The organism is Streptomyces chlorus (genome assembly GCF_042655885.1).
Lineage (GTDB): Bacteria > Actinomycetota > Actinomycetes > Streptomycetales > Streptomycetaceae > Streptomyces > Streptomyces chlorus.
Genome location: NZ_JBHSOA010000042.1, coordinates 73,998 through 99,534 on the forward strand (window position 1 = coordinate 73,998; position 25,537 = coordinate 99,534).

At 71.4% G+C, this 25,537-nt stretch carries 23 protein-coding genes and 2 pseudogenes; 9 read left to right on the forward strand and 16 right to left on the reverse strand.

Annotation, left to right across the window (positions count from 1 at the left end):
• The first annotated feature begins 53 nt into the window (after positions 1 to 53).
• The 4 genes and pseudogenes from ACFPZI_RS19520 to ACFPZI_RS19535 all read left to right on the forward strand — a co-directional run bounded on the left by ACFPZI_RS19520 (position 54) and on the right by ACFPZI_RS19535 (position 3,549).
• A complete protein-coding gene (locus ACFPZI_RS19520) occupies positions 54 to 713 on the forward strand; it encodes an HdeD family acid-resistance protein (protein ID WP_381364600.1) in 660 nt (219 codons plus the stop codon).
• A 408-nt stretch (positions 714 to 1,121) separates the two neighbouring features.
• Positions 1,122 to 1,619: an SHOCT domain-containing protein gene (locus ACFPZI_RS19525; RefSeq protein WP_381364601.1), complete on the forward strand. Its 498-nt coding sequence runs from the start codon at positions 1,122 to 1,124 to the stop codon at positions 1,617 to 1,619.
• Positions 1,616 to 2,066, forward strand: a pseudogene (locus ACFPZI_RS19530) (DUF7144 family membrane protein). Before ACFPZI_RS19525 ends, ACFPZI_RS19530 begins: the two are co-directional and overlap by 4 nt.
• A gap of 79 nt (positions 2,067 to 2,145) precedes the next feature.
• Positions 2,146 to 3,549 carry a diacylglycerol/lipid kinase family protein gene (locus ACFPZI_RS19535; protein WP_381364603.1) on the forward strand — a complete coding sequence of 468 codons (1,404 nt, stop codon included), beginning with the start codon at positions 2,146 to 2,148 and terminating at the stop codon, positions 3,547 to 3,549.
• A 110-nt stretch (positions 3,550 to 3,659) separates the two neighbouring features.
• On the opposite strand, the pseudogene ACFPZI_RS19540 reads toward ACFPZI_RS19535, so the two are convergent.
• Both ACFPZI_RS19540 and ACFPZI_RS19545 read right to left on the reverse strand, forming a co-directional pair.
• Positions 3,660 to 3,755 (reverse strand): annotated as a pseudogene (locus ACFPZI_RS19540) (VapC toxin family PIN domain ribonuclease); the annotation flags it as partial.
• A 141-nt stretch (positions 3,756 to 3,896) separates the two neighbouring features.
• Positions 3,897 to 3,971 (reverse strand): 50S ribosomal protein bL37, encoded by a 75-nt coding sequence (locus ACFPZI_RS19545; protein ID WP_381207549.1) that lies wholly within the window; start codon positions 3,969 to 3,971, stop codon positions 3,897 to 3,899.
• A gap of 736 nt (positions 3,972 to 4,707) precedes the next feature.
• Here ACFPZI_RS19545 and ACFPZI_RS19550 point away from each other — a divergent pair.
• A complete protein-coding gene (locus tag ACFPZI_RS19550) occupies positions 4,708 to 5,022 on the forward strand; it encodes a S1 domain-containing protein (protein WP_381364604.1) in 315 nt (104 codons plus the stop codon).
• Between the two features lie 380 nt (positions 5,023 to 5,402).
• Here ACFPZI_RS19550 and ACFPZI_RS19555 read toward each other — a convergent pair whose 3' ends face one another.
• The 5 genes from ACFPZI_RS19555 to ACFPZI_RS19575 all read right to left on the reverse strand — a co-directional run bounded on the left by ACFPZI_RS19555 (position 5,403) and on the right by ACFPZI_RS19575 (position 9,223).
• Positions 5,403 to 6,326 carry an LLM class F420-dependent oxidoreductase gene (locus ACFPZI_RS19555; RefSeq protein WP_381364606.1) on the reverse strand — a complete coding sequence of 308 codons (924 nt, stop codon included), beginning with the start codon at positions 6,324 to 6,326 and terminating at the stop codon, positions 5,403 to 5,405.
• 75 nt (positions 6,327 to 6,401) lie between these two features.
• Entirely contained in the window at positions 6,402 to 6,872 is a 471-nt protein-coding gene (locus tag ACFPZI_RS19560; RefSeq protein ID WP_381364608.1) for a DUF6099 family protein, read from the reverse strand.
• Positions 6,873 to 7,093: 221 nt separating this feature from the next.
• Entirely contained in the window at positions 7,094 to 7,450 is a 357-nt protein-coding gene (locus ACFPZI_RS19565; RefSeq protein ID WP_381365000.1) for a nucleotide pyrophosphohydrolase, read from the reverse strand.
• Positions 7,451 to 7,463: 13 nt separating this feature from the next.
• Entirely contained in the window at positions 7,464 to 8,699 is a 1,236-nt protein-coding gene (locus ACFPZI_RS19570) for an AAA family ATPase (RefSeq protein ID WP_381364609.1), read from the reverse strand.
• A 125-nt stretch (positions 8,700 to 8,824) separates the two neighbouring features.
• Positions 8,825 to 9,223: a cell division protein SepF gene (locus ACFPZI_RS19575; protein WP_381364610.1), complete on the reverse strand. Its 399-nt coding sequence runs from the start codon at positions 9,221 to 9,223 to the stop codon at positions 8,825 to 8,827.
• 385 nt (positions 9,224 to 9,608) lie between these two features.
• On the opposite strand from ACFPZI_RS19575, the gene ACFPZI_RS19580 reads away from it, so the two are divergent.
• Together ACFPZI_RS19580 and ACFPZI_RS19585 are read left to right on the forward strand one after the other, a co-directional pair.
• The gene (locus tag ACFPZI_RS19580; RefSeq protein ID WP_381364611.1) at positions 9,609 to 10,952 is read left to right on the forward strand and encodes a hemolysin family protein; all 1,344 of its coding nucleotides are present in this window, start codon (positions 9,609 to 9,611) and stop codon (positions 10,950 to 10,952) included.
• The gene (locus ACFPZI_RS19585; protein ID WP_381364613.1) at positions 10,949 to 11,968 is read left to right on the forward strand and encodes a hemolysin family protein; all 1,020 of its coding nucleotides are present in this window, start codon (positions 10,949 to 10,951) and stop codon (positions 11,966 to 11,968) included. The genes ACFPZI_RS19580 and ACFPZI_RS19585 overlap by 4 nt, the downstream gene beginning before the upstream one ends.
• Before the next feature lie 454 nt (positions 11,969 to 12,422).
• Here ACFPZI_RS19585 and ACFPZI_RS19590 read toward each other — a convergent pair whose 3' ends face one another.
• The 4 genes from ACFPZI_RS19590 to ACFPZI_RS19605 are packed head-to-tail and all read right to left on the reverse strand — an operon-like array spanning position 12,423 to position 16,543.
• Entirely contained in the window at positions 12,423 to 13,778 is a 1,356-nt protein-coding gene (locus ACFPZI_RS19590; RefSeq protein ID WP_381364615.1) for an FAD-dependent oxidoreductase, read from the reverse strand.
• 40 nt (positions 13,779 to 13,818) lie between these two features.
• Positions 13,819 to 14,529, reverse strand: a complete 711-nt coding sequence (locus ACFPZI_RS19595; protein ID WP_381364617.1) for a maleylpyruvate isomerase family mycothiol-dependent enzyme — start codon at positions 14,527 to 14,529, stop codon at positions 13,819 to 13,821.
• On the reverse strand, positions 14,529 to 15,377 hold the full coding sequence (locus ACFPZI_RS19600; protein WP_381364619.1) for a fumarylacetoacetate hydrolase family protein: 849 nt from the start codon (positions 15,375 to 15,377) through the stop codon (positions 14,529 to 14,531). The genes ACFPZI_RS19595 and ACFPZI_RS19600 overlap by 1 nt, the downstream gene beginning before the upstream one ends.
• Positions 15,374 to 16,543 carry a cupin domain-containing protein gene (locus ACFPZI_RS19605; protein WP_381364621.1) on the reverse strand — a complete coding sequence of 390 codons (1,170 nt, stop codon included), beginning with the start codon at positions 16,541 to 16,543 and terminating at the stop codon, positions 15,374 to 15,376. The genes ACFPZI_RS19600 and ACFPZI_RS19605 overlap by 4 nt, the downstream gene beginning before the upstream one ends.
• Positions 16,544 to 16,622: 79 nt before the next feature.
• Between ACFPZI_RS19605 and ACFPZI_RS19610 the strand changes: the two genes are divergently transcribed.
• Positions 16,623 to 17,399 carry an IclR family transcriptional regulator gene (locus tag ACFPZI_RS19610; protein ID WP_381364623.1) on the forward strand — a complete coding sequence of 259 codons (777 nt, stop codon included), beginning with the start codon at positions 16,623 to 16,625 and terminating at the stop codon, positions 17,397 to 17,399.
• Positions 17,400 to 17,437: 38 nt separating this feature from the next.
• Here the strand turns inward: ACFPZI_RS19610 and ACFPZI_RS19615 are convergent, their stop codons facing one another.
• The gene (locus tag ACFPZI_RS19615; RefSeq protein ID WP_381364625.1) at positions 17,438 to 18,085 is read right to left on the reverse strand and encodes a TetR/AcrR family transcriptional regulator; all 648 of its coding nucleotides are present in this window, start codon (positions 18,083 to 18,085) and stop codon (positions 17,438 to 17,440) included.
• Between the two features lie 752 nt (positions 18,086 to 18,837).
• On the opposite strand from ACFPZI_RS19615, the gene ACFPZI_RS19620 reads away from it, so the two are divergent.
• Positions 18,838 to 20,469 carry an MFS transporter gene (locus ACFPZI_RS19620; protein WP_381364627.1) on the forward strand — a complete coding sequence of 544 codons (1,632 nt, stop codon included), beginning with the start codon at positions 18,838 to 18,840 and terminating at the stop codon, positions 20,467 to 20,469.
• A gap of 85 nt (positions 20,470 to 20,554) precedes the next feature.
• On the opposite strand, the gene ACFPZI_RS19625 is transcribed toward ACFPZI_RS19620, so the two are convergent.
• The 4 genes from ACFPZI_RS19625 to ACFPZI_RS19640 form a co-directional block, all read right to left on the reverse strand.
• Entirely contained in the window at positions 20,555 to 22,045 is a 1,491-nt protein-coding gene (locus ACFPZI_RS19625; protein ID WP_381364628.1) for a glycoside hydrolase family 3 protein, read from the reverse strand.
• A 9-nt stretch (positions 22,046 to 22,054) separates the two neighbouring features.
• Positions 22,055 to 22,885, reverse strand: a complete 831-nt coding sequence (locus tag ACFPZI_RS19630; RefSeq protein ID WP_381364630.1) for a carbohydrate ABC transporter permease — start codon at positions 22,883 to 22,885, stop codon at positions 22,055 to 22,057.
• Positions 22,882 to 23,868: a carbohydrate ABC transporter permease gene (locus ACFPZI_RS19635; RefSeq protein ID WP_381364631.1), complete on the reverse strand. Its 987-nt coding sequence runs from the start codon at positions 23,866 to 23,868 to the stop codon at positions 22,882 to 22,884. Before ACFPZI_RS19635 ends, ACFPZI_RS19630 begins: the two co-directional genes overlap by 4 nt.
• Positions 23,869 to 23,955: 87 nt before the next feature.
• A complete protein-coding gene (locus ACFPZI_RS19640; RefSeq protein WP_381364633.1) occupies positions 23,956 to 25,230 on the reverse strand; it encodes an extracellular solute-binding protein in 1,275 nt (424 codons plus the stop codon).
• Positions 25,231 to 25,537 lie beyond the last annotated feature (307 nt).

Consider the following 25,537-nt stretch of genomic DNA (forward strand, 5'->3'; position numbering starts at 1 on the left):
CACCGCCCGTCGGCGCATCCGGAAGCGACCGACCGATCATGTGAGGAGGAGCCATGTCCATGCCGCGTGGTCCGGCATCGCCTACCGGACCGGAATACCAGCCCGGCGGGATGGCCTTTGATCCGATGGGCGATCCCGCATCCGCACTCGCGCGGCTCGGCCGTTCGTGGACCTGGCTCCTGGGCTCGGCCATCGTGACGCTGGTGCCAGGCGTCCTGGTACTGGTCTGGCCGGGGGCGACCCTGCACGTCCTGGCCGTCCTCATCGGCCTGTACCTGCTGGTGACCGGGGCGTTCCGGTTCGTGGCCGTCTTCGCGCGGGAGGGGCACGAACGGCTCCCGGGGCTGCTCCTGGCCGTGCTGTACGTCCTGACCGGGGTGTTGTGCCTGCGGAACCCGCTGCAGACGATCACCGCGCTCTCTCTGATCGTCGGGGTGGTCTGGCTCGTTTCCGGCGTCCTCACCCTCTACACGGCCCTCGCTACCCAGGACCTGCCGCACCGTGGCGTCGTCCTGGGCATGGCCGTACTCGCCATCGTCGCTGGGATCGTGGTCCTCGCCCTGCCGGCCGAATCGGCTCGCGCCCTGACCCGTTTGCTCGGCCTGTGGCTCGTCCTGCTCGGCCTGGCCGAGGTGGTGGTCGCCTTCGCGTGGCGGGCCGCGCTCCGAAGGACGCGCACCGCGGGGCCGCACACGCCCGTCCCGACGGCCTGACACCGCGACCGCCGCGGAGGAGCACCCATGAACCGGGCCACGACCCCGGGCCCACCGGACTCCGACGGAGCCGCGAACCCGCAGCACGCCTTCACCGACGACGAACCGAGCGGAGTACAAGAGGCTGCGCCGTCACGCGGCGGTGCGACACCGGCGGATACGCCTGGCACGCTCCTCGGTCCTCCTTCTGCCAACCCTGCTGCTCGCTCCCCTGGCCGTCGTCGCGGTCTGGGTCCAGGACACGGGGAGTCCGGCCCCTGATCCAAGGGCAGGAACCCGTCCGCCGATGGCTCCTCACTCGGTGCGCACACTCACCCGCGCCGGGTGAGGCCGCCCGGTGCTTGCCGTGGGCACGCTGAAGACGACGCAGAACCGCTGCCGGGCGAGCGGCCGGGACGGAGGACGGACATGAGCGCGCAGACCTACCTGGCGTACGACTTTCCGCTGTTGGGCGTCTTCTGGACCATGCTCTGGTTCTTTCTGTGGATCATGTGGTTCATCCTGCTCTTCCGGATCATCGCCGACATCTTCCGTGACGAGGGACTGAGCGGCTGGGCGAAGACCGGCTGGCTGGTGTTCTGCATCGTCCTGCCCTTCCTGGGCGTGTTCGTCTACGTGATCGCCCGCGGCAAGGACATGGGCCGCCGGGAGGTGGCGCAGAGGCGTGCGCAGCGGGAGGAGTTCAACGCCTACATCAGGGAGACCGCCGCCGGCGGCGGGCCCAGCAGCGTCGACGAGCTCGCCAAGCTGTCCGAGATCCGCGGTCGCGGCGCCATCACGGACGAGGAGTTCCGCAGGGCGAAGGAACTGGTCCTGACCGGCCACGGCCCGGCGGGGCACTCGGGCTCCACCGTCCGCGCCCCGGTCACTGAGCACCCGCACACCACGAAACGAGGCGCAGGATGACCTCGACGCACACGCGGCCGGTACACACGGCGAGGCAGGAATGGGCAACCGGCCTGACCGTCTTCGCGGGCGTGATGCTCTTCCTCGTCGGCCTGCTCGACATCCTCCGGGGCATCATGGCCATCGCCAAGGACGACATCTTCGTCACGACACCCCACTACGTGTTCGAGTTCGACCTGACCAGTTGGGGCTGGATCCACCTCGTTCTGGGCGCGATCGCCATGGTCGTCAGCATCGGACTGCTCCGGGCCGCGACATGGGCGCGCGTCGCCGGCGTGGCCATCGCCGGACTCGTCATCATCGCCGACTTCCTCTCTCTGCCGTATCTACCCGGTGTGGTCGGTCGTGGTGATCACCATCTCGGGCTTCATCATCTGGGCCCTGTGCGTGGTGCCGCGCGACAACCTCTCCGACCTGTTCGGAGAGCGCCCGCCCCGCAACGTGTGAGGCAGCCCCGGCACGGCGCGGACGGCGTGAGAGGACAAGGCCGGCGCATGCCCGAGGGCACGGGAAGAAGGGCCGACAGGTGGAACGGCACAGAGGTGACACGAGGGGATCGGGTGAGGCAGGGGCCGCGACCGCACGCGAAGGCGGTACCGGACGGGCCCGCCTCGCCCTGCTCGCTCTTCTGGGAAGCATCCTGGTGCCGCTCGTCACCGCCGGTCTGCGGAGCGTGCTGTGGGTACTGGTCGGCGTCGCAGGGCTCGCGCTCGCCGCCGTCGGCGTGTGGTGGGCCCTGGCCCACACGGGTGTGCTCCGTTTCCTCGGGACAGTCCTGTCAGTGGCCGCGCCGGTCACCGTGCTTGCCCTGTACACCTCGTTCGGCATGCTGGGACCGGCCCTGTTGTCCCTGGCCCTGTGGGCGCTGGCCGTCACGGCGGCACGTACGGTCCCGGCACACGGTCACACCCTCTCCGCACAGGCTGTCGTCAAGGAACCCCACGCCCCCTGGATCCTCATGAACCCGCGCTCCGGCGGCGGCAAGGTAGGCCGATTCCAGCTGGCGGAGAAGGCCCGGGCGGCGGGCTGCCGGGTGGTCCTGCTCGACGCGGGCCAGGACATCGCCGAGCTGGCCCGGCAGGCCGTCGCCGAGGGAGCCGACCTGCTGGCGGTGGCGGGAGGCGACGGCACCCAGGCACTGGTGGCCGAGGTCGCGGCGCGCCACGATCTGCCGTTCATGGTGATCCCCGCAGGCACCCGCAACCACTTCGCCCTCGATCTCGGCCTCGACCGCGATGATCCGGCCGCAGCCCTGCAGGCCCTGACCGACGGCGTCGAACTCCGCATCGACCTCGGGTACGCCGCGGACCGGGTCTTCGTCAACAACGCCTCGTTCGGAACGTACGCGTCCGTCGTCACCGACCCCGCGTACCGGGACGCCAAGGCGCGCACGACCCTGCGCACCCTCCCCGGTCTCCTCACCGGCGAGGACGCGCTCAGGCTGCGGATACGGGCCGGCCGAACGCACATCGACGGGCTCCAGGCACTGCTCGTCAGCAACAACCCCTACGGACGTGCCGTCGACGCGGCCCGTCCGGGGCGCAGGGAGCGGCTGGACTCGGGGCTCCTCGGCCTGGTGTGCGTGCGGGTCGGCAACACCACTGAGGCGGCGCGCATCGTGCGCGGTCCACGCTCCGGGGGGCTCGTCCGGCTGAACGCCGGAGAAGTCGCCGTCGAAGCCGGCACGGACACCCTCCCGGTCGGCATCGACGGAGAACACGTCGTCCTGCCGTCACCCGTCGTGTGCCGGAGCGCGCCCGGCGCGCTCCGGGTCCGCGTGCCGCGCCGCCGCCCTCACACGCTGCGAGGCAGCGGAGCGGCGGCCGACTGGCCGCGCGTGGCACGGTTGGCGCTGGGTCGTCTGTCCCCGGGCCGGGGGCAGCACCAGTTTTCCGGCCCAAGGCTGGTTCATGGCGGCCGCGACAGCTGACTCGGGTGTCCGAGGGGCTTGTTCACCGAACCGGCTCTCCTGCCGGTCGCGTCCGTGTCACTCGCGGACCACGAAGCCCCTTGTGCTCCCACCGCACCGGTGCCCTGGTGTCAGCCTTCGTGGGGCACCTTCGGGCGGGTGACCGGTACGACGGTGAGGAGGTCGTCCAGCCCTTTGAAGTCGTCGGGGTTGGTGGTGAAGAGGGGAAACTTCACCATTCCACCCACCAGAGGGCTGCGACCTGCGTCTATGCCTGGAGCCGGAAGGGCCCTTTGGAGCCGTGGGCACAGATTGATCCCGCCGGGGCGCTTCCAGCGTGGTTGCCCTCGGCGGCGCGCTCGGTCGGCTCAGGTGTTGGGACGCTTGCCGTGGTTGGCCTTCTTCTTCTTACGGCCGCGTCGTTTGTTGGCTCGCTTGGCCATGGCGTACATCTCCCTGATCGGGACTTTCCTGCCTTCGCCAGTCTAGATTCGGCCCGGGGTGTCCGCATCAGTGGTACCGCAGCCGCAGCGCCTCTACCGGCGCTCCCGCCACCCCGGAGCAGTCACTGGCTTCTGCCGAATGCGCGTCGAAGCTGCCCGGGCCGATCGATCACAGTGCTGCCAACCGCAGGTCAGAGGCCGTATATGGCTCGGACCATCAAGCACCTTCCAAGTGCTTGGCCCGTCACTCATCGCGCGGCTTCGGGCGGACGCGTGCCACAGTCGTGCCGCAACGGGCGGTCAGCCACGGTCAACGACGGTGCCCAGCAGCCGAGAGATGCAGTCGGGGCGGTACCTCCGGCGGGCCGCTCGACCTGACCGTCACCTTCCTCAGCATCAATCAGCCTGTGACCATCAAAGCCCCGCCGGTCGAGGACACCGCCTCACTCCCGGACGAAGCGCAGGAAGGCTGAGCGTCACCCGGGCAGAAGAGAACGCCTGACACGCCGGCCCCGTCTCGGTTTCCGTCTCGTTCAGACCCGCTCACGACCGTTCGGGCGAGACCCACAGCCCTCCCGGAACCGGCGACCGATCGGCCATGAACCCAGGCGAACGCCCCTGCACACGGCTCAAGATCGCAGCACCCCCGTTGGAAAGCGTGTCGGACCCGCGCCCGAGCGGCCGGGCGTCGAGGCCGGCTGTCGACAACTTCCGTCTTCCTGGCGATGATTGACCGATGCCCGAGTTCAGCCGGCCGGACCGCTCCCAGGTGCCGGCCTCGGACGCCATGGACCGGAGCCGGCCGGCAACCCTCTCTGCGCTGCCCCGCGGATCCCACGTCAGCGGACGGGTCATCGGTCGGCGGCCGTTCGGCGTCTTCCTTCTGCTCGATGACGTACCGAATGCAGTTGGCCTTGCCGAGATCACCACCATGCCTCACCCCATGGAACTGCCCGCCGTGGGCTCCACCGTCACAGGTGAAGTGATCCGGCACGCAGATCACAACCGTCAGGTGAAGATCAGACTCCATGAATGGAACGTATCCGGCTGATCACCTCCCGGGCGCTACAGCACTGCACCACACCCGCACCAGATCGAGCGGGGAACAACGGGGAACGGCGGTGAAGCCGGCCGAGCCCGACAAGATCCCGGACCGTCCCTTCACACAGGTCAGCACGCCAACGGCGCACGACCGGCTCGGGCGGCTCGTCCGGGTGCGCCTGGCCCGGAGCTTCCTGGACGTGCCCCAGGGACCGCGGGGCTGCCCGTCGGTCACCGAGACCGGAGTTACCGATGGCCGTACGGGCGTGAGCCGGAGAAGCGAGGACGGGAGGGCTCCGTTCGCAGGCCTGCCGGGAGTGCGTGCAGGCCTGCGGGGGCCGGCACGGTCGTGTGGGCCGTGCGGGCGGCCTGCCCGCACGGCGGGAGAGGCTAGCTGAGCTGGGACTGGACCTGGGAGGAGATCAGTTCCAGGTGGCCGAGGTCGGACAGGTCCAGGATCTGGAGGTAGATGCGCCGGGCGCCGATCTCGGCGTAGCGGCCGATCTTGTCGACGACCTCGGCGGGGGTGCCCGCCAGCCCGTTGGCCCGCAGCTCGTCGGGTTCGCGACCGATCGCGGCGGCGCGGCGGGCGATCTCCTGTTCGTCCTTGCCGACGCAGGCGACCAGCGCGTTGGAGTACACGAGGTCGCCCGGGTCGCGGCCGGCCTCCTGGGCTGCGGCGCGCACCCGGCCGAACTGGCGCTCGCTGTCCTCGAGGGAGGCGAACGGCATGTTGAACTCGTCGGCGTACCGCGCGGCGAGCCGGGGGGTGCGGACGGCGCCGTGGCCGCCGATGAGCACCGGCACCTTGGCCTGGGCCGGCTTGGGGAGCGCCGGTGACTGCGTGAGGTCGTAGTACGTGCCGTGGAAGTCATAGGTCTGGCCGGTCTCCGTGGCCCACAGGCCGGTGACGATCTCCAGCTGCTCCTCCAGGCGGGCGAGCTTCTCCTTCGGGAAGGGGATGCCGTACGCCTTGTGCTCTTCTTCGAACCAGCCCGCGCCCAGGCCGAGTTCGACGCGGCCGCCGGACATCTGGTCCACCTGGGCGACCTGGATGGCGAGGACGCCGGGGAGGCGGAAGGTGCCCGCGGTCATCAGGGTGCCGAGCCGGATGCGCCGGGTCTCGCGGGCGAGGCCGGCAAGGGTGATCCAGGCGTCGGTGGGGCCGGGCAGGCCGTCCCCGGAGCCCATTTTGAGGTAGTGGTCGGAGCGGAAGAAGGCGTCGAAGCCGAGGTCCTCGGTGGCCTTGGCAACGGTGAGCAAGGTGTCGTAGGTGGCCCCCTGCTGGGGCTCGGTGAAGATACGGAGATCCATTCCCCCATCCTGCCTGCTCGGACCCGGCAGGGCCCGGCCGGTCCGTGTCGCGCCTCCGCCGTGCCCGTGTCGCGCCTAGCCCGCCTCGCGTTCCGCGAGGGTCCGGTCGCGGTCCGCCAGTTTTCGGAGCATCTCCAGGACGCGGTCGCGGGACTCGTCCGCCGCGTCGATGGCCTCCACGCACTGCCAGTACGAGGCCTCGTCGTCCGCCGAGGAGGCCATGCCGACCAGCGCGATACCGACCTCGCCGAGGAGTCCGCCCAGGTGCAGCAGGACCTGCCGGGCGTCACCCAGGTCGGTGAGCATGGCCGCGCGCAGTTCGCCCGCCCCGAGCCGAGGGGTGTCCAGCACACCGCAGCCGCGGCCCGCCAACTCGGTCAGCCCCAAGGCCTCGCCGCGCAGTTCGGGCGGGCCGGTAACCGCGAGGCGACTGCCTATCGCCTGCGCGAGGGCCTGCGCCTGCCACACCTCGGCCGAGAGTTCCGGCACACCGCCGGCCGTGGTGAGGGCCCGTCTGCTCGTCGCTATGAGCCGCACAGCGTCCATGCGCCGCCCCTGTCTGTCCAACGCGCTGCCCACGCGTCCGCCCAACTTCCCTGTTCACTACCCAGAGTGAGACTGTTTGAGACAGAGCACCTGCCGGAAGGAGGAAATCTGGTGACAACAATTCGAAAACGGTCGACATATCGACTGCGGAGAGTGATAACGGAGAAGTTCGTTCCGCAGAGGGGCTGCCCTCCGCGGAGGGCAGCCCCCGGAGGGCCCGTTCAGACCGGGAAGCGGTGCTCGTTGCGGTCGATCTTGGCGTCCAGCGCGGCCAGGGGGTCGATGCCGAGCACCTCGCACAACTGGAGCAGATACGCGAGCACATCGGCCACCTCGTCGCCGACGCGGTGCGCGGTGTCGGGGTCCTCCATGACGCGGGCCGACTCCTCCGGCGTCAGCCACTGGAAAATCTCGACCAGTTCGGAGGCCTCCACGCTGAGCGCGGCGACGAGGTTCTTCGGGGTGTGGTACGGCTGCCAGTTCCGCGCCGCGGCGAACTCGGCGAGCCTGCGCTGGAGTCCGGTCACATCCAGTGGGGCGGGCGGGCCGGTGGGGTCGGTGGAGGCGGTGGGGCGCATCGGGTCGGGCGTGTCAGTCACGGTTCAGGTGTAGCACCGTCACGCCGCCCACCCCCGTGACCCATGAGGCGTCGTTCACCGAGCCGACCAGCCGGATGTGTCCGCGCTCGCACATCCGCGCCGCCAGCCGCAGCATTTCCGCGCGCTGGAGCGGGTCCATGCCCCGGTCGAGCCCGTCGGCGAGCACGGTGAGGGTCTGCAGCGCGGCCGGGACCTCGCCGGGCGCGTCGACCTCCAGCACACCGGGGCCGGTGAGCAGCACCAGGGCGAGCGCGACGTAGCGCAGCTCGCCGTCGCCCAGCCGTCCGAGGTCGGTACGGATTCCGTCGCCCCGGTCGAGCAGGGCGCGGACCAGTCCACCGCCATACGGCTCGGCGAGCAGGCCGGCGACCGGTCCGGCGCATCCGGCGCGCACGGCGGACACCAGGAGCCCGTACCGGATCGCGCACTCGGCGTGGGTGCGCCACAGCACGTCGGCGAGGTTGCCGCAGCCGCCGAGCAGCCGCCCGGTGCCGGTCGGCACGGGGTCACGCATGCCGTCGGGCCGGGGATCGCAGGCGAAGACCGAGCGCAGGGCCACCACCATCTGCTCGGCTGCGGCCAGCACTCTGCGCTCGCCGGGTGTCCGGCCGGCGACGCGCAGCGGCAGCAGCGCGGTTCCCAGCCGGTCGTCGGGCAGCGGGCCGCGGGTGACCGGGGTGGACCCGGCGGTGTGCCAAGCGGCCTGCACCGTGCGGCGCCGGGGGTCGCGCAGCGCGGTCTCCAGCAGGACCACACCGTCCGCCGTCAGCCGCTCCCCCACGATCCGCAGCCCGGGCTGCGCCTGGACGGCGACCTCGAGCCGGACCGGGCCCTCGGGGCCGTCGGCGGTGCAGCCGATGCGGAAGCCCCGGCGGTCCTGCGCGTCGGCGCGGGCCCGTTCCGGCACGCACGCGTCCGGTTCGGGGAACGCCTCACCGAGTTCGGCCCCGCCCCCGAGCCGGGCGAGCGCCTCGTAGGCCCGCAGGGCGCTGGTCTTGCCGCTGCCGCTGGCCCCGGCCAGCAGGGTGAGGGGCCCGAGCGGGAGCCCGGTGTTGCGATGTCCGGCGAAGGCGGACAGCAGCAGCTCGGTGAGGTGCGGCCGGTCCGGGCGCCCCTGGGCGCCGCCCTCCCCGTAGGAGGCCCCGGCGGACGGGGCGGCGGAGGACAGGGAGGGGGACCGGGAGGACAGGGATGACGTGGCCGGCGGCGACAGGTGGGGCAGGGTCATGTGCGGGACGCTAGGGCCACGGCGCGAGGCGAACCGTTCCGCTTGTGCGGGCTTCCCACGATCGGGCTAAGCAGAGGCCCGCCCGTTCACGCCCCGGACCCGGGGACCTGCCCGGGGAACAGGCCCTAACCGTCCCCGGGGATCCCGACGCCCTGCATCAGGCCCGCCACTTCGGTGCCGGCCGGGGTCAGCAGGAAGACATTGCGGTCGACGCGGTGCATGCCGCTGCCCAGGCCGAAGACGACGCCGGTGCTGAAGTCCAGTATCCGTTTGGCGACGTCGCCCTCCGCGCTGGTGAGGTCGAGCAGGACCGGGATCCCGGCCATCAGCGTCTCCGCGACGTCGCGGGCGTCCGCGAACACGTTCACCCGGAGGACCACGAACCGGCGTCGCGCCTCGGTCTCGACCTCGGGCCTGGGCCGGTGGCCCACCGAGGACGGCCAGGCGTCGCGGCCCCGCAGCGGAACGACCTGGGCGAGCCCCTCCCACTGTTCGTCGGTGACATCGTGGCTGTTCACCGGCATGCTCCGTCCTGGGTCGCGCTGACTGTCTGCATCGGGCAATTCTTACGCATGGCCACCCGTTCGGCCCAATGCGACACACTCCGCAACCTCGGGCCGCCCGGGGTGAGCCCTTCTGCCCCGTACCCGAACACGTGAAGCAGGCGTGGCCCCGCGGGGCCGCGTCCTCGGCCTCCGAGCAAGGGGCCGGACCGCACCCGGACGGGGGCGGTCCGGCCCCTTGCGGGAACATGGCCCCCGTCGGAATCGTTGGACCGCTGACAGACCCACCAGCACATATACGAGGAGTCACGCACGTGTCCGCCAGATCGACGGACCCCCCGGGGCACAGTCCCCGACCATCCCGTCACGCACCTGTTGAAATCGGCACCCGGCGGGGTGGTGTTGGATGAGTGCCGTAGAGGCCTTGCTGGGCCTGCTCGCCGTGTTCGCGCTCACCGCCGGCACCGGCTACTTCGTCGCCCAGGAGTTCGCCTACGTCTCCGTGGACCGGCTCGCGCTCGCCCGTGAGGCCGAAGCCGGAGACCGCAGGGCCGCCCGTGCCCTGAAGGTGCTGGAGCGGCTGTCCTTCATGCTGTCGGGCGCCCAGCTCGGCATCACCGTCACCGGTCTGGTCGTCGGTTTCATCGCCGAGCCGTCGGTGTCCGCGCTGCTCCGGCCGGCGCTGTCCGGCCTCGGACTGCCGGACGCGGCCGTGAGCGGCGTCTCCGTCGTGCTCGCCTTCGTGCTCGCCACGATCGTCCAGATGGTGCTCGGCGAGCTGGCCCCGAAGAACCTCGCCATCGCCGTGCCCGAGCGGCTGGCGAAGGCGCTGGCCGGCTCGACCCTGGCGTATCTGAAGGTCGTCGGACCGCTGGTGCGGATCTTCGACAATGCCGCCTCCCGGCTGCTGCGCCGCGTCGGCATCGAGCCGGTCGAGGAGCTGCACCACGGTGCCACGCTGGAGGAGCTCGGCCATCTGATCGGCGAGTCCCACGAGAGCGGGGCGCTGCCCGGGGACACCGCCACCCTGCTGGACCACGCGCTGGAGTTCTCCGAGCGGACCCTGCACACGGTGATGGTGCCGCGCGCGGACGCCGTCTTCGTCCGCGGGGAGGCGAGCGCCGACGAGGCGGTCGGCCTGATCGCGGCGCACGGCCACTCCAACTACCCCGTGCTCGGGGACCACCCTGACGACGTCGCGGGGGTGCTGGGCGTGCGCGAGCTGATGGCGGTCCCCGCCGGCCGGCTGGCCGGCGCGATGGCCAGGCGGCCCCTGCTGCTGCCGGACACCCTTCCGCTGCCGGACGCGGTCGCGCGGATGCGCGAGCAGGACGACGAGTTCGCGGTCGTCCTCGACGAGCACGGCGGCGTGGCCGGCATCGTCACCTACGAGGACATCGCCGAGGAGCTGGTCGGCGACATCGCCGACGAGTCCGACACGGTCTCCGAACTGGCGGTCGCCGACGGCGACGGCTGGCTCGTGGACGCGGGCCGCCGGCTGGACGAGGTGGCCGAGGCGACCGGCGTACGGCTGCCCGAGGAGGACGACTACGAGACCGTGGCCGGGCTGATCGTGGACCGGCTGGGCCGTTTCCCCACCGTGGGTGACCGGGTCACCGTCGAGCTGCCCGGGGACGGCCGCGCGGTGCTCGACGTACGCACCCTGGACCGGCATGTCGCCGAGCGGGTGCGCATCACCCGGATCGCGCCCCTGGCGAAGGAAGCCGGGAAGACGGAGGAGCCCGCATGAGTTTCCCGATGGCTCTCTTCGTGACCGTGCTGCTGCTGATCGGCAGCGGGTTCTTCGTGGCGGCCGAGTTCGCGCTGGTCGCCGCCAAACGGCACCGCATGGAGAAGGCGGCGTCCGAGGGGCGGCGCGGCGCCGGTGCCGCTCTGGCGGGCATGCGCGAGCTGTCGCTGATGCTCGCCGGTGCCCAGCTGGGCATCACGGTGTGCACGCTGGGCCTGGGCTCTGTGTCCAAGCCCGCGATCTCGCACGAGCTGGACCCGCTGCTGCACAGTCTGGGTCTGCCGAGCGCGGTCAGCTACGGGGTGGCGTTCGCCGTCGCGATGACCGTGGTGGTGTTCCTGCACATGGTGATCGGCGAGATGGCGCCCAAGTCGTGGGCGATCGCCCATCCGGAGCGTTCCGCGATGCTGCTCGCCCCGTCGTTCCGGGCGGTGGTGAAGGTCGTGCGGCCGCTGATCCACGTGCTGGACGTGGTGAGCAACGCACTGGTACGGATGTGCCGGGTGAGCCCGCGCGACGAGCTGGCCTCGGTCCACGACCGTGAACAGCTCACCCACCTGGTGGTGGAGTCGGAGCGGCTCGGCCTGATCAGCAAGACCGACTCGCAGTTGCTGACCCGTTCGCTGACCGAGCCCGACACCCCGGTCGGCGCCCTGCGGATCCCGGCCGGCGAGATCGACTCGGTCGAGGGTGACGCCGGCGTCGACGAGGTGCTGCGAGTGGCCACCGCGTACGACCGGACCCGGCTGCTCGTCCGTGACGGCACCACCGTGCTCGGCGCGCTCCACGCGCGTGACGCGCTGGTCGCCCGCGCCCGGGACCGTGCCACGAGCGCCCGCGAGCTGGCCCGCCCGGTGCCCGAGCTGACGGACACCACGACGGTCGCCGACGCGATCGACGTGCTGCGTCGCCGCCGGGGCACTCTCGCGGTCGTCCGGGACGACACGGGCCGGCTGACCGGCCTGGTCACCCTGGACGACCTGCTGGCCCGGCTGATGCTGCCGGCCGGGGGCTGACCGCACACCGGCCGCACGCATGACAGAACGCCGGCCGGACCGCACCCCGCGGTCCGGCCGGCGTTCGTCGTGTCAGTGGGCCCGTGCCCGGCGTCGGCGCGCGGGCCCTTGGGCCTGTCCGGCGGATCAAGTCGGAGGTGGTCGGCGGCATCTGTCCAGCTGGATCGAGCGGGGGCTGGTGCGTTCGGCCGCAAGGCGGAGGAGGGCACCGCCGCGATGGGGGTGCCCCTGCTCATGGGGCCCCCGCTCAAGCAGAGCCGAGAGTGGGGGGAGCCGAGAGCTCGGGGAGTCGGCGAGTGACGACGACGCTGGGGGCAGCCCCCTGCTCGAAGAGCTTGGGTGAGTGGGTGAGGGCGCGCCGCCCCCGCGCCTTCGGCATGATCCGCCGGACCGGCCCTGATCCGTCGGCCTTCACCGCGACCGCCGACGAGGCGGTCGCGGTGCAGGCCGTCCGTCAGCGGGCCGTGCCGCCCGCGAGCGCTGCGGCGCCGGCGTCCACACTCCCGGGCACGGCGTCGGTCGCCGCCGCCGCGCTCTCCTCGACGCGGGCCGAGGCCAGCGGGATGGGCTGGAACATGGGCGGTTCCTCGTCCGGGAACAGTGCGGTGGGGCCGTACACCCAGTCGGTGAAGGCGTACTCGGCGGGGTCGATCCCCCGCATGATCGCGTTGCGCTGCAGCCGCTCCGGGCCGTCGAGGTGCCACAGCTCGCCCCAGGCTCGGGCGGTCGTCAGGATCCGGCGGCAGTGCTCGACGCGGACCGCCTCGTACGCGGCCAGCACGGCGTCCCAGTCGACGGCCGACGGGGCGGCGCCCTCGGCGCGCAGCCGGGCGACGTGCCGGGCGAGGACCCAGCCGTCCTCGATCGCCATGATCGCGCCCTGTGCCATGTACTGCAGCGGCGGGTGGGCGGCGTCGCCGAGGAGGGCGATGCGGCCGTGTACCCAGGTGTCGATCGGGTCGCGGTCCATCATCTGCCACCAGCGGTCCCGCCACATCAGCGGGATGCCCTTGCCCACGGTCTCGCAGGTGCCCTCGAAGGCCGCGTCGAGTTCGTCGGGGGTGCCCCAGTCCTCCTGCCCGGCGAGGGCCTTGGGCGACTGGAACACGGCGACCTGGTTGAACATGTCGCCGCCGCGCAGCGCGTACTGGACGAAGTGGCAGCGGGGTCCGACGTAGACGGTGACGTCCTTCTCGGCGATGCCGTTGTCCCGGACCGCATCGATCGGGACGGCCGCCCGGTAGGCCACGTAGTCGGAGCTGACGATGTCGTCGCCGACCAGCTTCTGCCGGGCCACGGAGCGCAGGCCGTCGGCGGCGATGACGAGCGGCGCCTCCTCGGTGTGGCCGTCGGCCAGGGTGATGCGCGCGCCGCCGTCGGTGTTCTCGTAGTCGACGACCGTCTGGTCGGTGACCAGGTCCACGCCGGCCTTCCGACAGGCCCGCAGGAAGAGGCCGTGCAGGTCGCTGCGGTGGATGACCATGTACGGGAAGCCGTAGCGGCGCTCGAGCTCGCCCAGGTCGAGGCGGACCAGCTCGCGGGAGTCGAGCGCGTCGCGCATGACCATGTTCTCGGGGACCACACCGAGTTCCTTGGCCTCGTCGAGCAGACCGTACTCGTCGAGGATGCGGGTGCAGTTGGGCGCGATCTGGAGGCCGGCGCCGACCTCGCCGAACTCCTTGGCCCGTTCGAGAACGCGGACGCGCAGCCCCTCCCGGGCGAGGGCGAAGGCGGTGCTGAGGCCACCGATGCCACCGCCGACGATGATGGCGTCGGGTCGGCCTTCGGTGGGAGGGGTCGCAGGGGACATCGTGTACTTCCTGTCTGAGCCGGGGATCCGGCCCGGTTGTTCAGAGCCAGGGACCCAAAGTGGGTACCGGGCCGCCGTCGGGGGCGGTGAGCGCGTGCCCGCGCCCCGTGAGGTAGGCCGTGATCTCGTGCAGCGGGCCGGTGAGCACGGTCGGCTCGCCGTCGCCGGGGAGTTCCCGGACCTCTCCGGTGTCGGTCTCCGTCAGGCGCAGCGCCGGGCCGGGGGTCTTGGCGCGCTTGGCGATGACGTCGTCGCAGAGGGCGCCGAGGAAATCGGCCGGCAGGTCGGCGAAGGTGATGCCGGTGCCCAGGTCGACGGCGTGGACGCACACCTCGCGGGAGCGCATCCAGGGCAGTTCGGTGGCGGGCACCGTACGGCCCTGCGCCGTCACGACCGGGTTCTGCCACTGCCCGTCGCCGAGCTCGGCCGTCGACGCGGCGAGTTCGGCGGCGGAGCGGCGCAGCCACCCGGTCAGTTCGGCGGCGGGCATGCCGAGGCCGCGTTCGATGCCGGCGGCCCGTTCCTCGGGGGACGCGTACATCGGGGTCTCTTCGCCGGTGGCCGCCCAGTGCACGAGGTTGCCGAGGGCGTCCGCGTTGGCGGCGACGTGGGCGACGAGCTGACGGCGCTGCCACCCGGGCAGGCCGCTGGGCGCGTCGTAGGCCTTGTCGTCGAAGTCGGCGGTGGCCTCGAGCACCAGGTTCGTGCCGAGCTCCGCCCAGCGGCGGGTGTCGTCGAACGAGCGGGGCATCAGGCCTGCTTCTCCTTGACGACCTTGTTCTCCAGGCGGCCGATGCCCTGGATCTCGGTGACGACCCTCTCGCCGCCGAGCAGGTAGCGGCCGGGCTTGCGGGCGTGGCCGACGCCGCCGGGGGTGCCGGTGGCGATGATGTCGCCGGGGTTGAGGCGGATGATGGTGGAGACGTACTCGACCAGGGCGACCGGGTCGAAGAGCAGGTCACCGGTGTTGTCGGACTGCATGACCTCGTCGTCCACGGTGAGCTTGACGTCGAGCGTGGGGCGGACGCCGCCGGGCAGGTCGTCGGGGGTCACCAGGTACGGGCCGACGGGGGTGGTGGAGTCCCAGGTCTTGCCCTGGAGCCACTCGCGGGTGCGGAACTGCCAGTCGCGGGTGGTGATGTCGTTGAGCACGGTGAAGCCGGCGATGGCCTGCTCGGCCTGCTCGCCCTTGGCGCGGCGGACCTGCTTGCCGACGACGACGGCGAGTTCGACCTCCCAGTCGAACTGCTCGGTCTCCTCGGGGCGGACGATGTCGTCCGTCGCGCCGATCAGGGAGTCGGCGAACTTCGCGAACAGGGTGGGGTGTTCGGGCAGGTCCCGGCCCATCTCCTGGATGTGGTTGCGGTAGTTGAGGCCGACGCAGACGACCTTGGACGGCTGCGGGACCACGGGCGCGAGGTCGGCGCCCTCGGCGGGGTACGTCGTGGCGTCACCGGCGGCGGGGGCGGCGGCGAGCTCCGCCCAGTCGTCCTGCGCGAGGAGGGTGCCCACGTCGGGGAACCCGAGGTCGACCAGGACGTCACCGTCGAGCCGGACGGCCTTCGTGGTGCCGTCGGTACGGAGGGTGGCGAGCTTCATGAGCGGGTGGTTCCTTCCACGTGGGTACGGTCGAGCCGGAGGGCTTCGAAGATCGGGGAGTCGCTGAACCGGAAGAGGTCCAGGGCGCCGGAGTCGGAGTCGGTGGAGCCGGCCTCGGAGCGCACGGAGAGCGGCTGCCAGGACGGGACGACGAACAGGTCGCCGCGCGTCACGGACCAGGAGGTGTCGCCGACGGTGACGGTGCCGGAGCCGTCGAAGACCTGGTAGACGGACGAGCCGGTCTCGCGCACCGGGGCGGTCTCGGCGCCGCGCACCACGCGGTGCACCTCGGCGCGGATGGTGGGCAGCACGTCGGTGCCGTTGGACGGGTCGGTGAACCGGACGGCGGCGTGGCCGGGCTCGACGGTGCCGCCGAAGCCTTCCTTCTCCAGGGCGAGCTGGTCGATGAGCGCCCGGTCGGTGTGCTCCCAGCGGTACGCGAGGAGGGGCGTGCCGGGGGCGTCCACGGTGGCGGCGACGGGGCGCAGTCCCGGGTGTCCCCAGAGGCGCTCGGAGCGGGAGCGGTCCGGGGTGATCCGCTCGGCGTCGCTGATCTCGTCGCGGCCGAACTCGAAGAACTGGGACTCGCTGGTGTACTGGAACGGGATGTCCAGGCCGTCGATCCAGGCCATCGGCTGGGAGGTGGCATTGTGGTGGGCGTGCATGTTCCACCCGGCCTGCGGGAGGAAGTCGCCGCGGCGCATGGCCACCGGGTCGCGGCCGACGACGGTCCACACGCCCTCGCCCTCGACGACGAAGCGGAAGGCGTGCTGGGTGTGACGGTGCTCGGGGGCGTCCTCGCCGGGCATCAGGTACTGGATGGCCGCCCACAGGGTGGGCGTGGCGAAGGGCCGTCCGCCGAGGGCGGGGTTGGCCAGTGCGATGGCGCGCCGCTCGCCGCCCCGGCCGACCGGGACGATCTCACCGGCCTGCGCGGCCAGCTCCCGCAGCCGCTCCCAGCGCCACAGGTGCGGGACGGCGCGGGACCGGGGGTGAGCCGGCATGAGGTCGCCGATCTCGGTCCACAGCGGGACGAGCAGTTCGCTCTCGAAGCCCCGGTACAGCTCCTCGAGCGCCGGGGTGACGTCGGGCTGGTCCGCGGCACTGACGGCGCTCAGGCGGACGGGGGAGCCCGTGGCAGAGGGGGTGCTGAATGAGGTAGTCACGTAAGCAAGCCTCCTCCTTGTCCACGGAACGAACATGTAAATTCTGGAGAGCAGAACAGCCAACGTCAGGAGGCCCTCGGTGGACAAGCCGCTCAAGACGCCGCCGCCCTATGCGATCGCGAGCGTCGACCACGCGCTGCGGACCGCGACGATGCTCCAGCTCGAGGGCGCGCTGACCGTCACCCAGGTCGCCGAGCGGCTCGGGGTCGCCCGGTCGACCGCGCACCGGCTGCTGGCCATGCTGGTCTACCGGGACTTCGCGGTACGGGACGAGCAGCGCGTGTACCACGCGGGTCCGGTGCTGGAGTTGGCGACGCACTCGCGCTCTCTGGTGTCACGGCTGCGGACGGCGGCCCTGCCCCATCTGCACCGGGTGGTGGACCTGCTGAACGAGACCACGAACCTCACCATCCGCACCGGGGACACGGCCAGGTTCATCGCGAGCGTGGAGTGCCACCAGTCGCTGCGGGTCGGTTCCCGCGAGGGGATGGTCTTCCCCGCCCACCGTACGACGGGGGGTCTGCTGCTGCTCGCCGAGCTGAGCGAGGAGGAACTGGCGGAGGTGTACGCGCCCGAGCGCTACCGTGACCGGCCGCAGGACCGCCCGGATCTCGGCCGGCTGTCCAAGGAGCTGAAGGGTGTCCTCAAGGGCGGCTTCGCCGTGAACCGGAACCGTTCCGAGCGCGGTTTGGTGGCCGTCGGCGTCCCGGTCCGCGACCGCGAGGGCAAGACCCTGGCTGGCCTGTCGATCTCCATGCCCGGCGTCCGCTACGACCCGCACGACCTCCAGTCCCTGGTCGGCACCCTGCAAGCGGCGGCCCGAGCCCTGGGCACGGACCTGGCGACGACGACCTGAGCGGCCTGGGGCCCCGTGGCCTGTGGGGGTCGGAGGGCTCAGGGCTGGTCCGGTTCCGGTTCCGGTGGCGCCGTGGTGCCGTCGCTCAGGAGGCCCGTCCAGCTTTCCGCGAGGATGTCGATCATGGCTTCGCGGTCGGCCTTCCAGCGGCCGGGGGTCCAGTTGCGGGCGACGTGGTCGAGCTGGGCGATGACGAGGACGCCGCGCAGGTGGCGGCTGTCCGGGGCGAAGCGGCCGGCCCGATGGAGGCCCTCCTCGACGTCGCTGACGGCCTCGTCCAGCCAGGCGTTCACCAGTCCGCGCAGATCCGGGTCGACCGCGGCAGCCTCGAACGCGGCCACCAGATGGGGCCGCACGGAGTCCCAGCGGCCGGAGATGTCGTACAGCCACTCGGTGATCGCCTCGCGGCTGCCGTCGTGGACGACCTCGACGAGCCGCCGGGCGGTGGAGCGGCGGGCGGGCGAGTCGACGCGCTCGAGCTTCTCGTTCAACTCGCCGATGAGCGCCCGCATCAGATCGCTGCGGGACGGAAAGTACGCGTAGAACGTCACCCGCGTGGTGCCCGCCGCGGCCGCGATGTCGTCCACGGTCGTCGCGGCGTAGCCCTTGGCGCGGAACAGGCCGAGCGCCGAGTCCAGCAGGAGCTGGCGGGTCATCCGCTTCTGCGCCTCACGCAGACCGGCCATGTCAGCACCCCCGTCCTGGGATGTCGGACGGGGTGGGCAGCGGGCCGGCGGTGGGGGCGGTCATGGCGTTCATCGTAGCGCCGGGCACCGCGCCCGACCTCGGGGTCCTCACCCCGAGATTATTTCCAATACATAGCGCACACTTCCTTGACGGAACGTAAAGCGAAGTGTCATTCTCGCCGTCACCGCGCTCGATTGGCGCCACTCCTACAGCCCGACCCGGCGCCCCTCCCCACTCCGGGCCACGTTTCCCCATGGCCGGACGGGCGTACCCACCGATCCGGCTCCCCCCGTCGCGGATGTGAGGCCGCAGCACTTTTCGGCCCATGGTTCAGAGAGGAACTCCCCGAGTGAGGTACTTCGTTGTGCGCCGGACGCCGTTGGTCCGGCCGGAGTGGCAGCGGCCGACCACCGGCTGATCGCCGCCGGCCGTCCCGACCGTGGCCACGGCGCCACCGGGCCGGCCACCCGGCGACCGTGCGCTCCCGCATCCGCGGCGCCCTGCCTCACGGGCGACGCGCAGCGTGCCGTGCTCGACGACAACCCCGACCGGTTCCCGACGTTCCCCGCCCCCGGGGGGAGCCGAACGAACCCACCCACCCGCCTCGCTCCCGGCGCACGCGCTGTGCCCCGGAAGCCAGTCCGGGCCGTCCGACCCGGTTCCCCCACGCCCTGAGCGGCGGCTCACCACCAAACCGGCATCGGCCACAAGGGGCCGAAACCGTCTCACCATCCCAGTCAGGGAGAACGCAGTGACGCTCAACAACGGGACGACGACGTCCCCTGGCCCTTCCGCGGGGGCTGCCCGGAGGCCGGGCTACGCGGGCACGCTTGCAGCCGCAAGCTGCGCGGTGTTCGTGGCCCAGCTGGCCAATGCCCTGCCGGCCTCTCTCAACGGCCTCTTCCAGCAGGACCTGGGCACCCGCGGGTCCCAGCTGACCTGGATCACGGCGGCCTTCATGATCGCCGTGGTCGTCTTCGAGTTCACCTTCGGTGTCCTCGGCGACCTGTTCGGCCGCCGCAGGCTCATCGCCTCGGGTGCGGCGATGGTCGTCGTCGGCAGCATCGTCTCGTCCCTCGCGCCCAATGTGCAGACGCTGTGGGTCGGCGCCGCGCTGAACGGTCTCGGCGCCGGTGCCATGTTCCCCGGATCGCTCACCATGATCGCGGACGTGGCCCGCAGCGCCCGGGAACGGGCCCGCGCCATCGCGCTGTGGAGCGGCTTCCTGTCCGCCGGCGCGGCGGTCTCCCCGCTGATCGGCGGCGTCTTCGCCAAGATCGGGTCGTGGCGGGGCTCCTACCTGGTCCTCGTCGCGCTGGCCCTCGCGAGCGTGGCGATCAGCCTGACCACGGCCAAGGAATCGAAGGCCGCTGAGGGGCGTCGCCTCGACGTCCCCGGCCAGATCACCTTCGCGATCGGTCTCATCCTGGTGCTGTACGCGGCCGTGGAGGGACCCGAGAAGGGCTGGGGCGAGCCGGACATCATCGGTGCGTTCGCCGTCGGCGCGTGCTTCCTGATCGCCTTCATCCTGATCGAGCGCCGGGCGGACTCCCCGATCCTCAACCTGACCCTGTTCAGGGACCGCGCCTTCACGGTGGGATCGATCGTGGCCGTCATCGGCATGATCGCCTTCCTCGGCGCGTGCTTCGCGACGAGCATGTGGCTCGGCCCCGTCCAGCACCAGGACCCGCTCCGCGTCGCCGTTCCGTTCCTCCTGTTGCAGGGACCGGCGTTCGTCCTGATCCCGGTCGTCTCCCGGCTGCTCCACCGGGTCTCCCCGAACTGGCTGCTGACCTCCGGCTTCCTCCTGATGGCCATCGGTTCGCTCATGTGCACCCAGCTGGACGTCACCGACCGGAGCCTGACCCCGTTCATCCTTCCGACCCTGCTCATCGGTATCGGCTTCGCCCTGGGCGTCAGCTCGATCACGGCCGTCGCGCTGAACAGCGTGCCGGGCCGGCTGGCCGGCATGGCCAGCGCCACCACCAACATGCTGCGCGACCTCGGCTTCGCCCTGGGCCCCGTGGTCGTCGGCGCGGTCGCCCTCAGCCGCGCGGGTGACACGTTCTCCTCGAAGCTGGCCGGCTCGAATCTGCCGCCCGACCAGCTGGGCGCCGCCACCGAGATCGGCCAGGCGGCCGGTCCGATCGCCATCAACAGCCTGCCTCCGGGGGCCCCCGGGTCGGCCGCGCAGAGCATCGCCCTCGACGCGCTGGGCAGCGGCTACAGCCTCGCCTACCTGGTGTGCGGCATCGCCGCCCTGGTGGCCGCGGTCGTGACCGTGGTGGGCATGGCCGGCATCCGCGCTCCCCAGGACCTGGACACGGAGCACACTGCCGGAAAGACCCCGTCCGGACAGCCCCAGGCCCCGACCGCGGTCTGACGCGGTCGTCCGCCCGCTCCGTCCCTCCTCACGAAGGCCCCGGCCCTCGGCGCACGCCGCCGAGGGCCGGGGCCTTCCCGGCGTGTCAGCCCGCGACGACCGCCTCCGCCGCCGCGGTCCCGCACACGCGCGCCGCGCCGTGCGTGGCGACGTGCAGCGCGCCGCGCGGCGCGGACTGCGGTACGCCCATCTCCACGACCACGGTGTCCGGCCCGGCCGCGAGCAGGGTGTCCAGGGCCGTACGCATCCACGCGTGCCGGTGCTCGTCGCGGACCACGGCGACCACGCGCCGGCCGGCCGCGGCCTCGCGTGCCCGCGCACCGGCGTCGGGGCCGGTGAAGGAGCCGGTGGTGGTGCCCGGCAGCAGCCGCTCCAGTTCCGCGCCGACGCCCCAGGGGGTCTCGTCGCCGACGGCGATGTTGGCGGCGGGGTGGAAGGTGGCCACGTACACCGGTCCGGTGACCGGTACGGCGGGCCCTGTGCGGGTCACGGTCACCGCGCGGCGGGCCGCCGTGAGGCCGATGTCCGGCTCGCGGTCGCCCGCGGCGACCGGGGAGCGCCGTGCCCCCGCGGTCCAGTCGGCCAGGGCGCGGACCCGGGCGGCGGCGTCGGCGAGCCGCTCCTCGGCGAGTTCGCCCGAGCGGACAGCGGCGACGAGCGTGTCCTTGAGGCCCTGCACCGTGTCCTCGTCGCACAGCCCGCCGCCCACGCAGATCGCGTCGGCGCCGGCCGCGATGGCCAGGACGACTCCGTGTTCGAGGCCGTAGGTGCCGGAGATGGCACGCATCTCCATGCCGTCGGTGACGATCAGCCCCTGGTAGCCGAGTTCGCCGCGCAGCAGGTCGGTGAGGATGCGGCGGGAGAGGGTGGCGGGGCGGTCCGGGTCGAGGACCGGGACCCTGATGTGGGCGCTCATGACGGCGCGGGTGCCGGCCGCGATCGCCGCCCGGAACGGCTGGAGTTCGCGTTCGTGCAGGGTGGTGGCGTCGAGGTCGATGTGCGGGACGGCGTGGTGGGAGTCGACGCTGGTGTCGCCGTGGCCGGGGAAGTGCTTGGTGCAGGCGGCGACGCCGGTGGACTGCAGGCCCTCGACCCAGGCTGCGGTGTGCCGGGCGACCAGGTCGGTGTCGCCGCCGAAGGAGCGGACGCCGATGACCGGGTTGTCCGGGTTGGCGTTGACGTCGGCGGAGGGCGCCCAGTCGAAGTTGACGCCGCACTCGGCGAGCCGGCGGCCCAGTTCGCGGGCGACGCCGCGGGTGAGGGCGGTGTCGTCGACGGCGCCGAGGGCGTGGTTGCCGGGGAAGGAGGAGCCGGTACGGACCTCCAGCCGGGTGACGTCGCCGCTCTCCTCGTCGATCGCCACGAGCAGGTCGTCCCGCTCGGCCCGCAGCTGTGCGGTGAGGGCGGTGACCTGTTCGGCGGTGGCGACGTTGCGGCCGAACAGGGCGACGGAGGCGAGTCCCTCGGAGAGCCGGCGGCGCACCCAGTCCGGCGCGGTGGTGCCGGCGAAGCCGGGTTGCAGGACGGCCAGGGCGTCGCGGGTGAGGGTGTCGGTGCCGGTGGTGGATGTCGTCATCGGGTGGCGTTATCCCTTCACTGCGCCCGCGGTCAGGCCGCTGACGGCCCTGCGCTGCAGGAAGACGAAGAGGATCAGGATCGGGACGGCGAAGAGCGACGAGGCGGCCATGGTCGCGCCCCAGTCGTCGCCGAACTGGGTCTGGAAGCTGAACAGCCACAGCGGCAGGGTCTGCGCCTCGGCGTCCTTGTTGAGCACCAGGACCAGCGCGAACTCGTTCCAGGCGGTGATGAAGCCGAACAGCGAGGTGGCCATCAGGCCCGGGGCGAGCAGCGGCAGGATGACCCGGCGGAACGCCTGGGCGCGGGTGCAGCCGTCGACCATCGCCGACTCCTCCAGCTCCTTCGGCACGGCGGCGACGAAACCGCGCAGCGTCAGGATGGTGAAGGGCAGGATCATCATCATGTAGAAGAGCGTCAGCGGCACGAGGCTGTTCAGCATCGACGCGTCCCGCACGATCATGTACATCGCGATGATCATGACTTCCCAGGGCGCCATCTGGGCCATCATGAAACCGATGACGAAGCCGCGCCGCCCCCTGAACCGCATCCGGGCCAGGGCGAAGGAGCCGGCCAGCGCGATGACCAGCGAGAAGACGACGGCCAGCACGGTGACGGTCAGCGAGTTGCGGACGTACGTCCAGAAGTGGTCGGCGCCGGTCGCGGTCCTGAAGTGCTCGAAGGTGACGTCGGTCGGGAACCAGACCGGGTCCTGAGAGATGATGTCGCCGGTCGGCTTGAAGGCCGTGGCGAACATCCAGTACACGGGGAAGACGAAGCCGATGAACAGGACGACGGCCGTGGCGTTGGGCCACAGGCGGCCGAAGAGCGAGCGCTTCACAGCGCGTCCTCCTCTTGCTTGAGCACGATCCTGAGGTAGTAGGCGGTCAGGCCGAGCAGGACCAGGATGGTCAGGACCGCGATCGCCGCGCCCATGCCGTAGTGCTGGTTGCCCATGCCCTCGACGTAGGCGTAGACGGGGAGGATCTCGGTGAGCCGGTCGGGGCCGCCGCCGTTGAAGGCGAGGACCTGGACGAACGCCTTGAAGACCCAGATGATCTCCAGGAACGTCGTCGCGTAGAGGAACGGCCGCAGGAACGGCATGGTGACCGTGGTGAAACTCCGCCAGGCGCCCGCGCCGTCGAGGGAGGCGGCCTCGTAGAGTTCGTTCGGGATGGTGGTGGTCGCCGCGTACAGGTTGATCGCGACGAACGGGATGGACATCCACACGATCAGCACGATGACGACGAAGAAGGTCGACATCTGGCTGCTGGTCCAGCTGTAGTCGGCCATGGAGTGCCAGCCGAGCTTGTCCAGGACCCAGTTGACGACACCGAAGCGCTGGGCGAACAGCCACTGGTAGACGGTGGTGGCGGCCACGATCGGCATGGCCCACGCCAGCACCAGGCCGAGCAGCAGGGTGACCCGCATCCGTTTGCCGAGGCGGGCGAGCAGCAGGCCGACCAGCGTGCCCAGGACCATGATCAGGACGACGTTGACCGCCGTGAACAGGATCGAGCGGAGGGTGACCCGCCAGAAGTCCTCGCTGGTGAGGGTCTCCTTGTAGTTGTCGACGCCGTTCCACTCGGTGACATGCTGGATCAGCTGCCCCATGTTGAGGTTCTGGAAGGACAGCAGCACGTCCTTCAGCAGCGGCCAGCCGAGCAGCAGCACGGTGGCCGCGCAGGCCGGCAGCAGCAACAGGTACGGGGCGAAGGCGCCGATGCGGGACGCGGCCGAGAGTGTCGGCCCGCCGGCTCCCCCGCGGTCCGCCTTACGGACGTCCGCCGGGCCGGAGGGCGGTCGTTCGGTCTGCACGGTCATGCTCGAGATCTCTCTACTCGACCTACTCAGCGCCGGGCGGGGGCCGTCGAGTGGCCGGCCCCCGCTCCGGTCGGAACGCTCGCGCTCCTACTGCTCCTGCGCCAGGCGCTTGTTGAACTCGCCCTCGACCTGCTTCGCGGCTTCGGCCGGGGACTTGCCGTTCAGGACGGCCGTCATGTACGCCTTGATCGGGTTGGGCGCGTTCTCGACCGCGGCCCACTCCGGGATCAGCGGGGTGGTGCCACCGACGGCGGCGGCCGGCGCGGCGGCCTCGGCGGGGGCGTTGCCCTTCAGGTTGCTCTGCAGCGACTCCTTGTTCGGGATGACGCCGTTGGCCTTGGCCAGGCCGCCCTCGAACTTGTCGGACAGGACGAGCTTCAGGAACTCCTGGGCGAGGTCCTGCTTCTTGCTGCCCGCGGCGACGGCGAGGTTGGATCCGCCGAGGAAGACGCCCTCGGGCTGCCCGGCCGTGTCGCCCGGGACGGTGAAGTAGCCGATGTCCTGCTCGATCTTCGGGTTGGCCTCGATGGCGATGCCGGCTTCCCAGCCCATGCCGATGAAGGCTCCGACGTCGCCCTTGGCGAAGACCTCGCCCTGCTGCGGGGTGGCCTCGTCCTTGTCCTTGGGCGCCTTGGACAGCGCCTGGAACTTCTTGTACGTCTCCATGGCGGCGGCGACCTTCGGGTCGTCGAGGTTGGAGACGTGCTTGTCGCCGTCCTTCTTGACCAGTTCGCCGCCCTCGCCGATGACGAGTCCGACGAAGTGGTACCAGTTCTGGCCGGGCAGGTAGATCGGCTCCGCGTCGGTCTTGTCACCGATCGCCTTGAGCGCGTCGTAGAACTCGTCGCGGGTCTTGGGCGTGTCCTTGAGGCCCGCGTCGGCCCAGACCTTCTTGTTGTAGAGGACCACGCGGTTGGCGAAGTACCACGGCGCCGCGTACTGCTTGCCGTCGAAGACGGACGACTCGTTGAGGGACTCGGTCCAGTCCGCGCCGATCGCCGACTTCAGTTCGGTGAGGTCGGCGAGGCCGCCGGTCTTGGCGTAGGCCGGGGTCTGCGTGTTGCCGACCTCGAAGACGTCGGGCGGGTTCTCCTCGGACAGGGCGGTGGTCAGCTTCTGCTGGATGCCGTTCCACTGCTGGATCTTGAACTTGATCTTCGCCTTGGTCTTGGTCTCGAACTCCGTGGCGAGGTCCTTCTGCCACTCGTCGGGCGAGGAGCCGTCCATCACCCACACGGTGAGCGTCTGACCCTCGTAGCCGTCCGCCCCGGTGCTCTTGCCGTCGCCGTCGCCTCCCCCGCACGCAGCGACGGAGAACACCATGCCCGCGACCCCGATCGCGGCTATCAGCTTGCGCTTCACGCGCCACCCCTCCTCAGGAATGCCTTCCACACCCACGCCCTCGGCGGTGACCCTCGCAATGGCGCGGCACTCGGCGTGCTGGGACCCGGCTTCCTCTAAATGGTTTAGACCAGCAAAGGGAGCTTGGCCTAGACCTATGGCCCTGTCAAGGGTCCCGCCACCCTCACCCGAACCGCTTCCCAGGCCCCTCGTGGGACCTGGGAAGTCCTCCCCGACGGGGATGCGTCGACGGGTTGGCCCAGGCCAAAAGAAGGTGTGCGGTGACAACGGGACCGCCGAGCGTGCGGCGCCGAACCCGGCCGTCCGC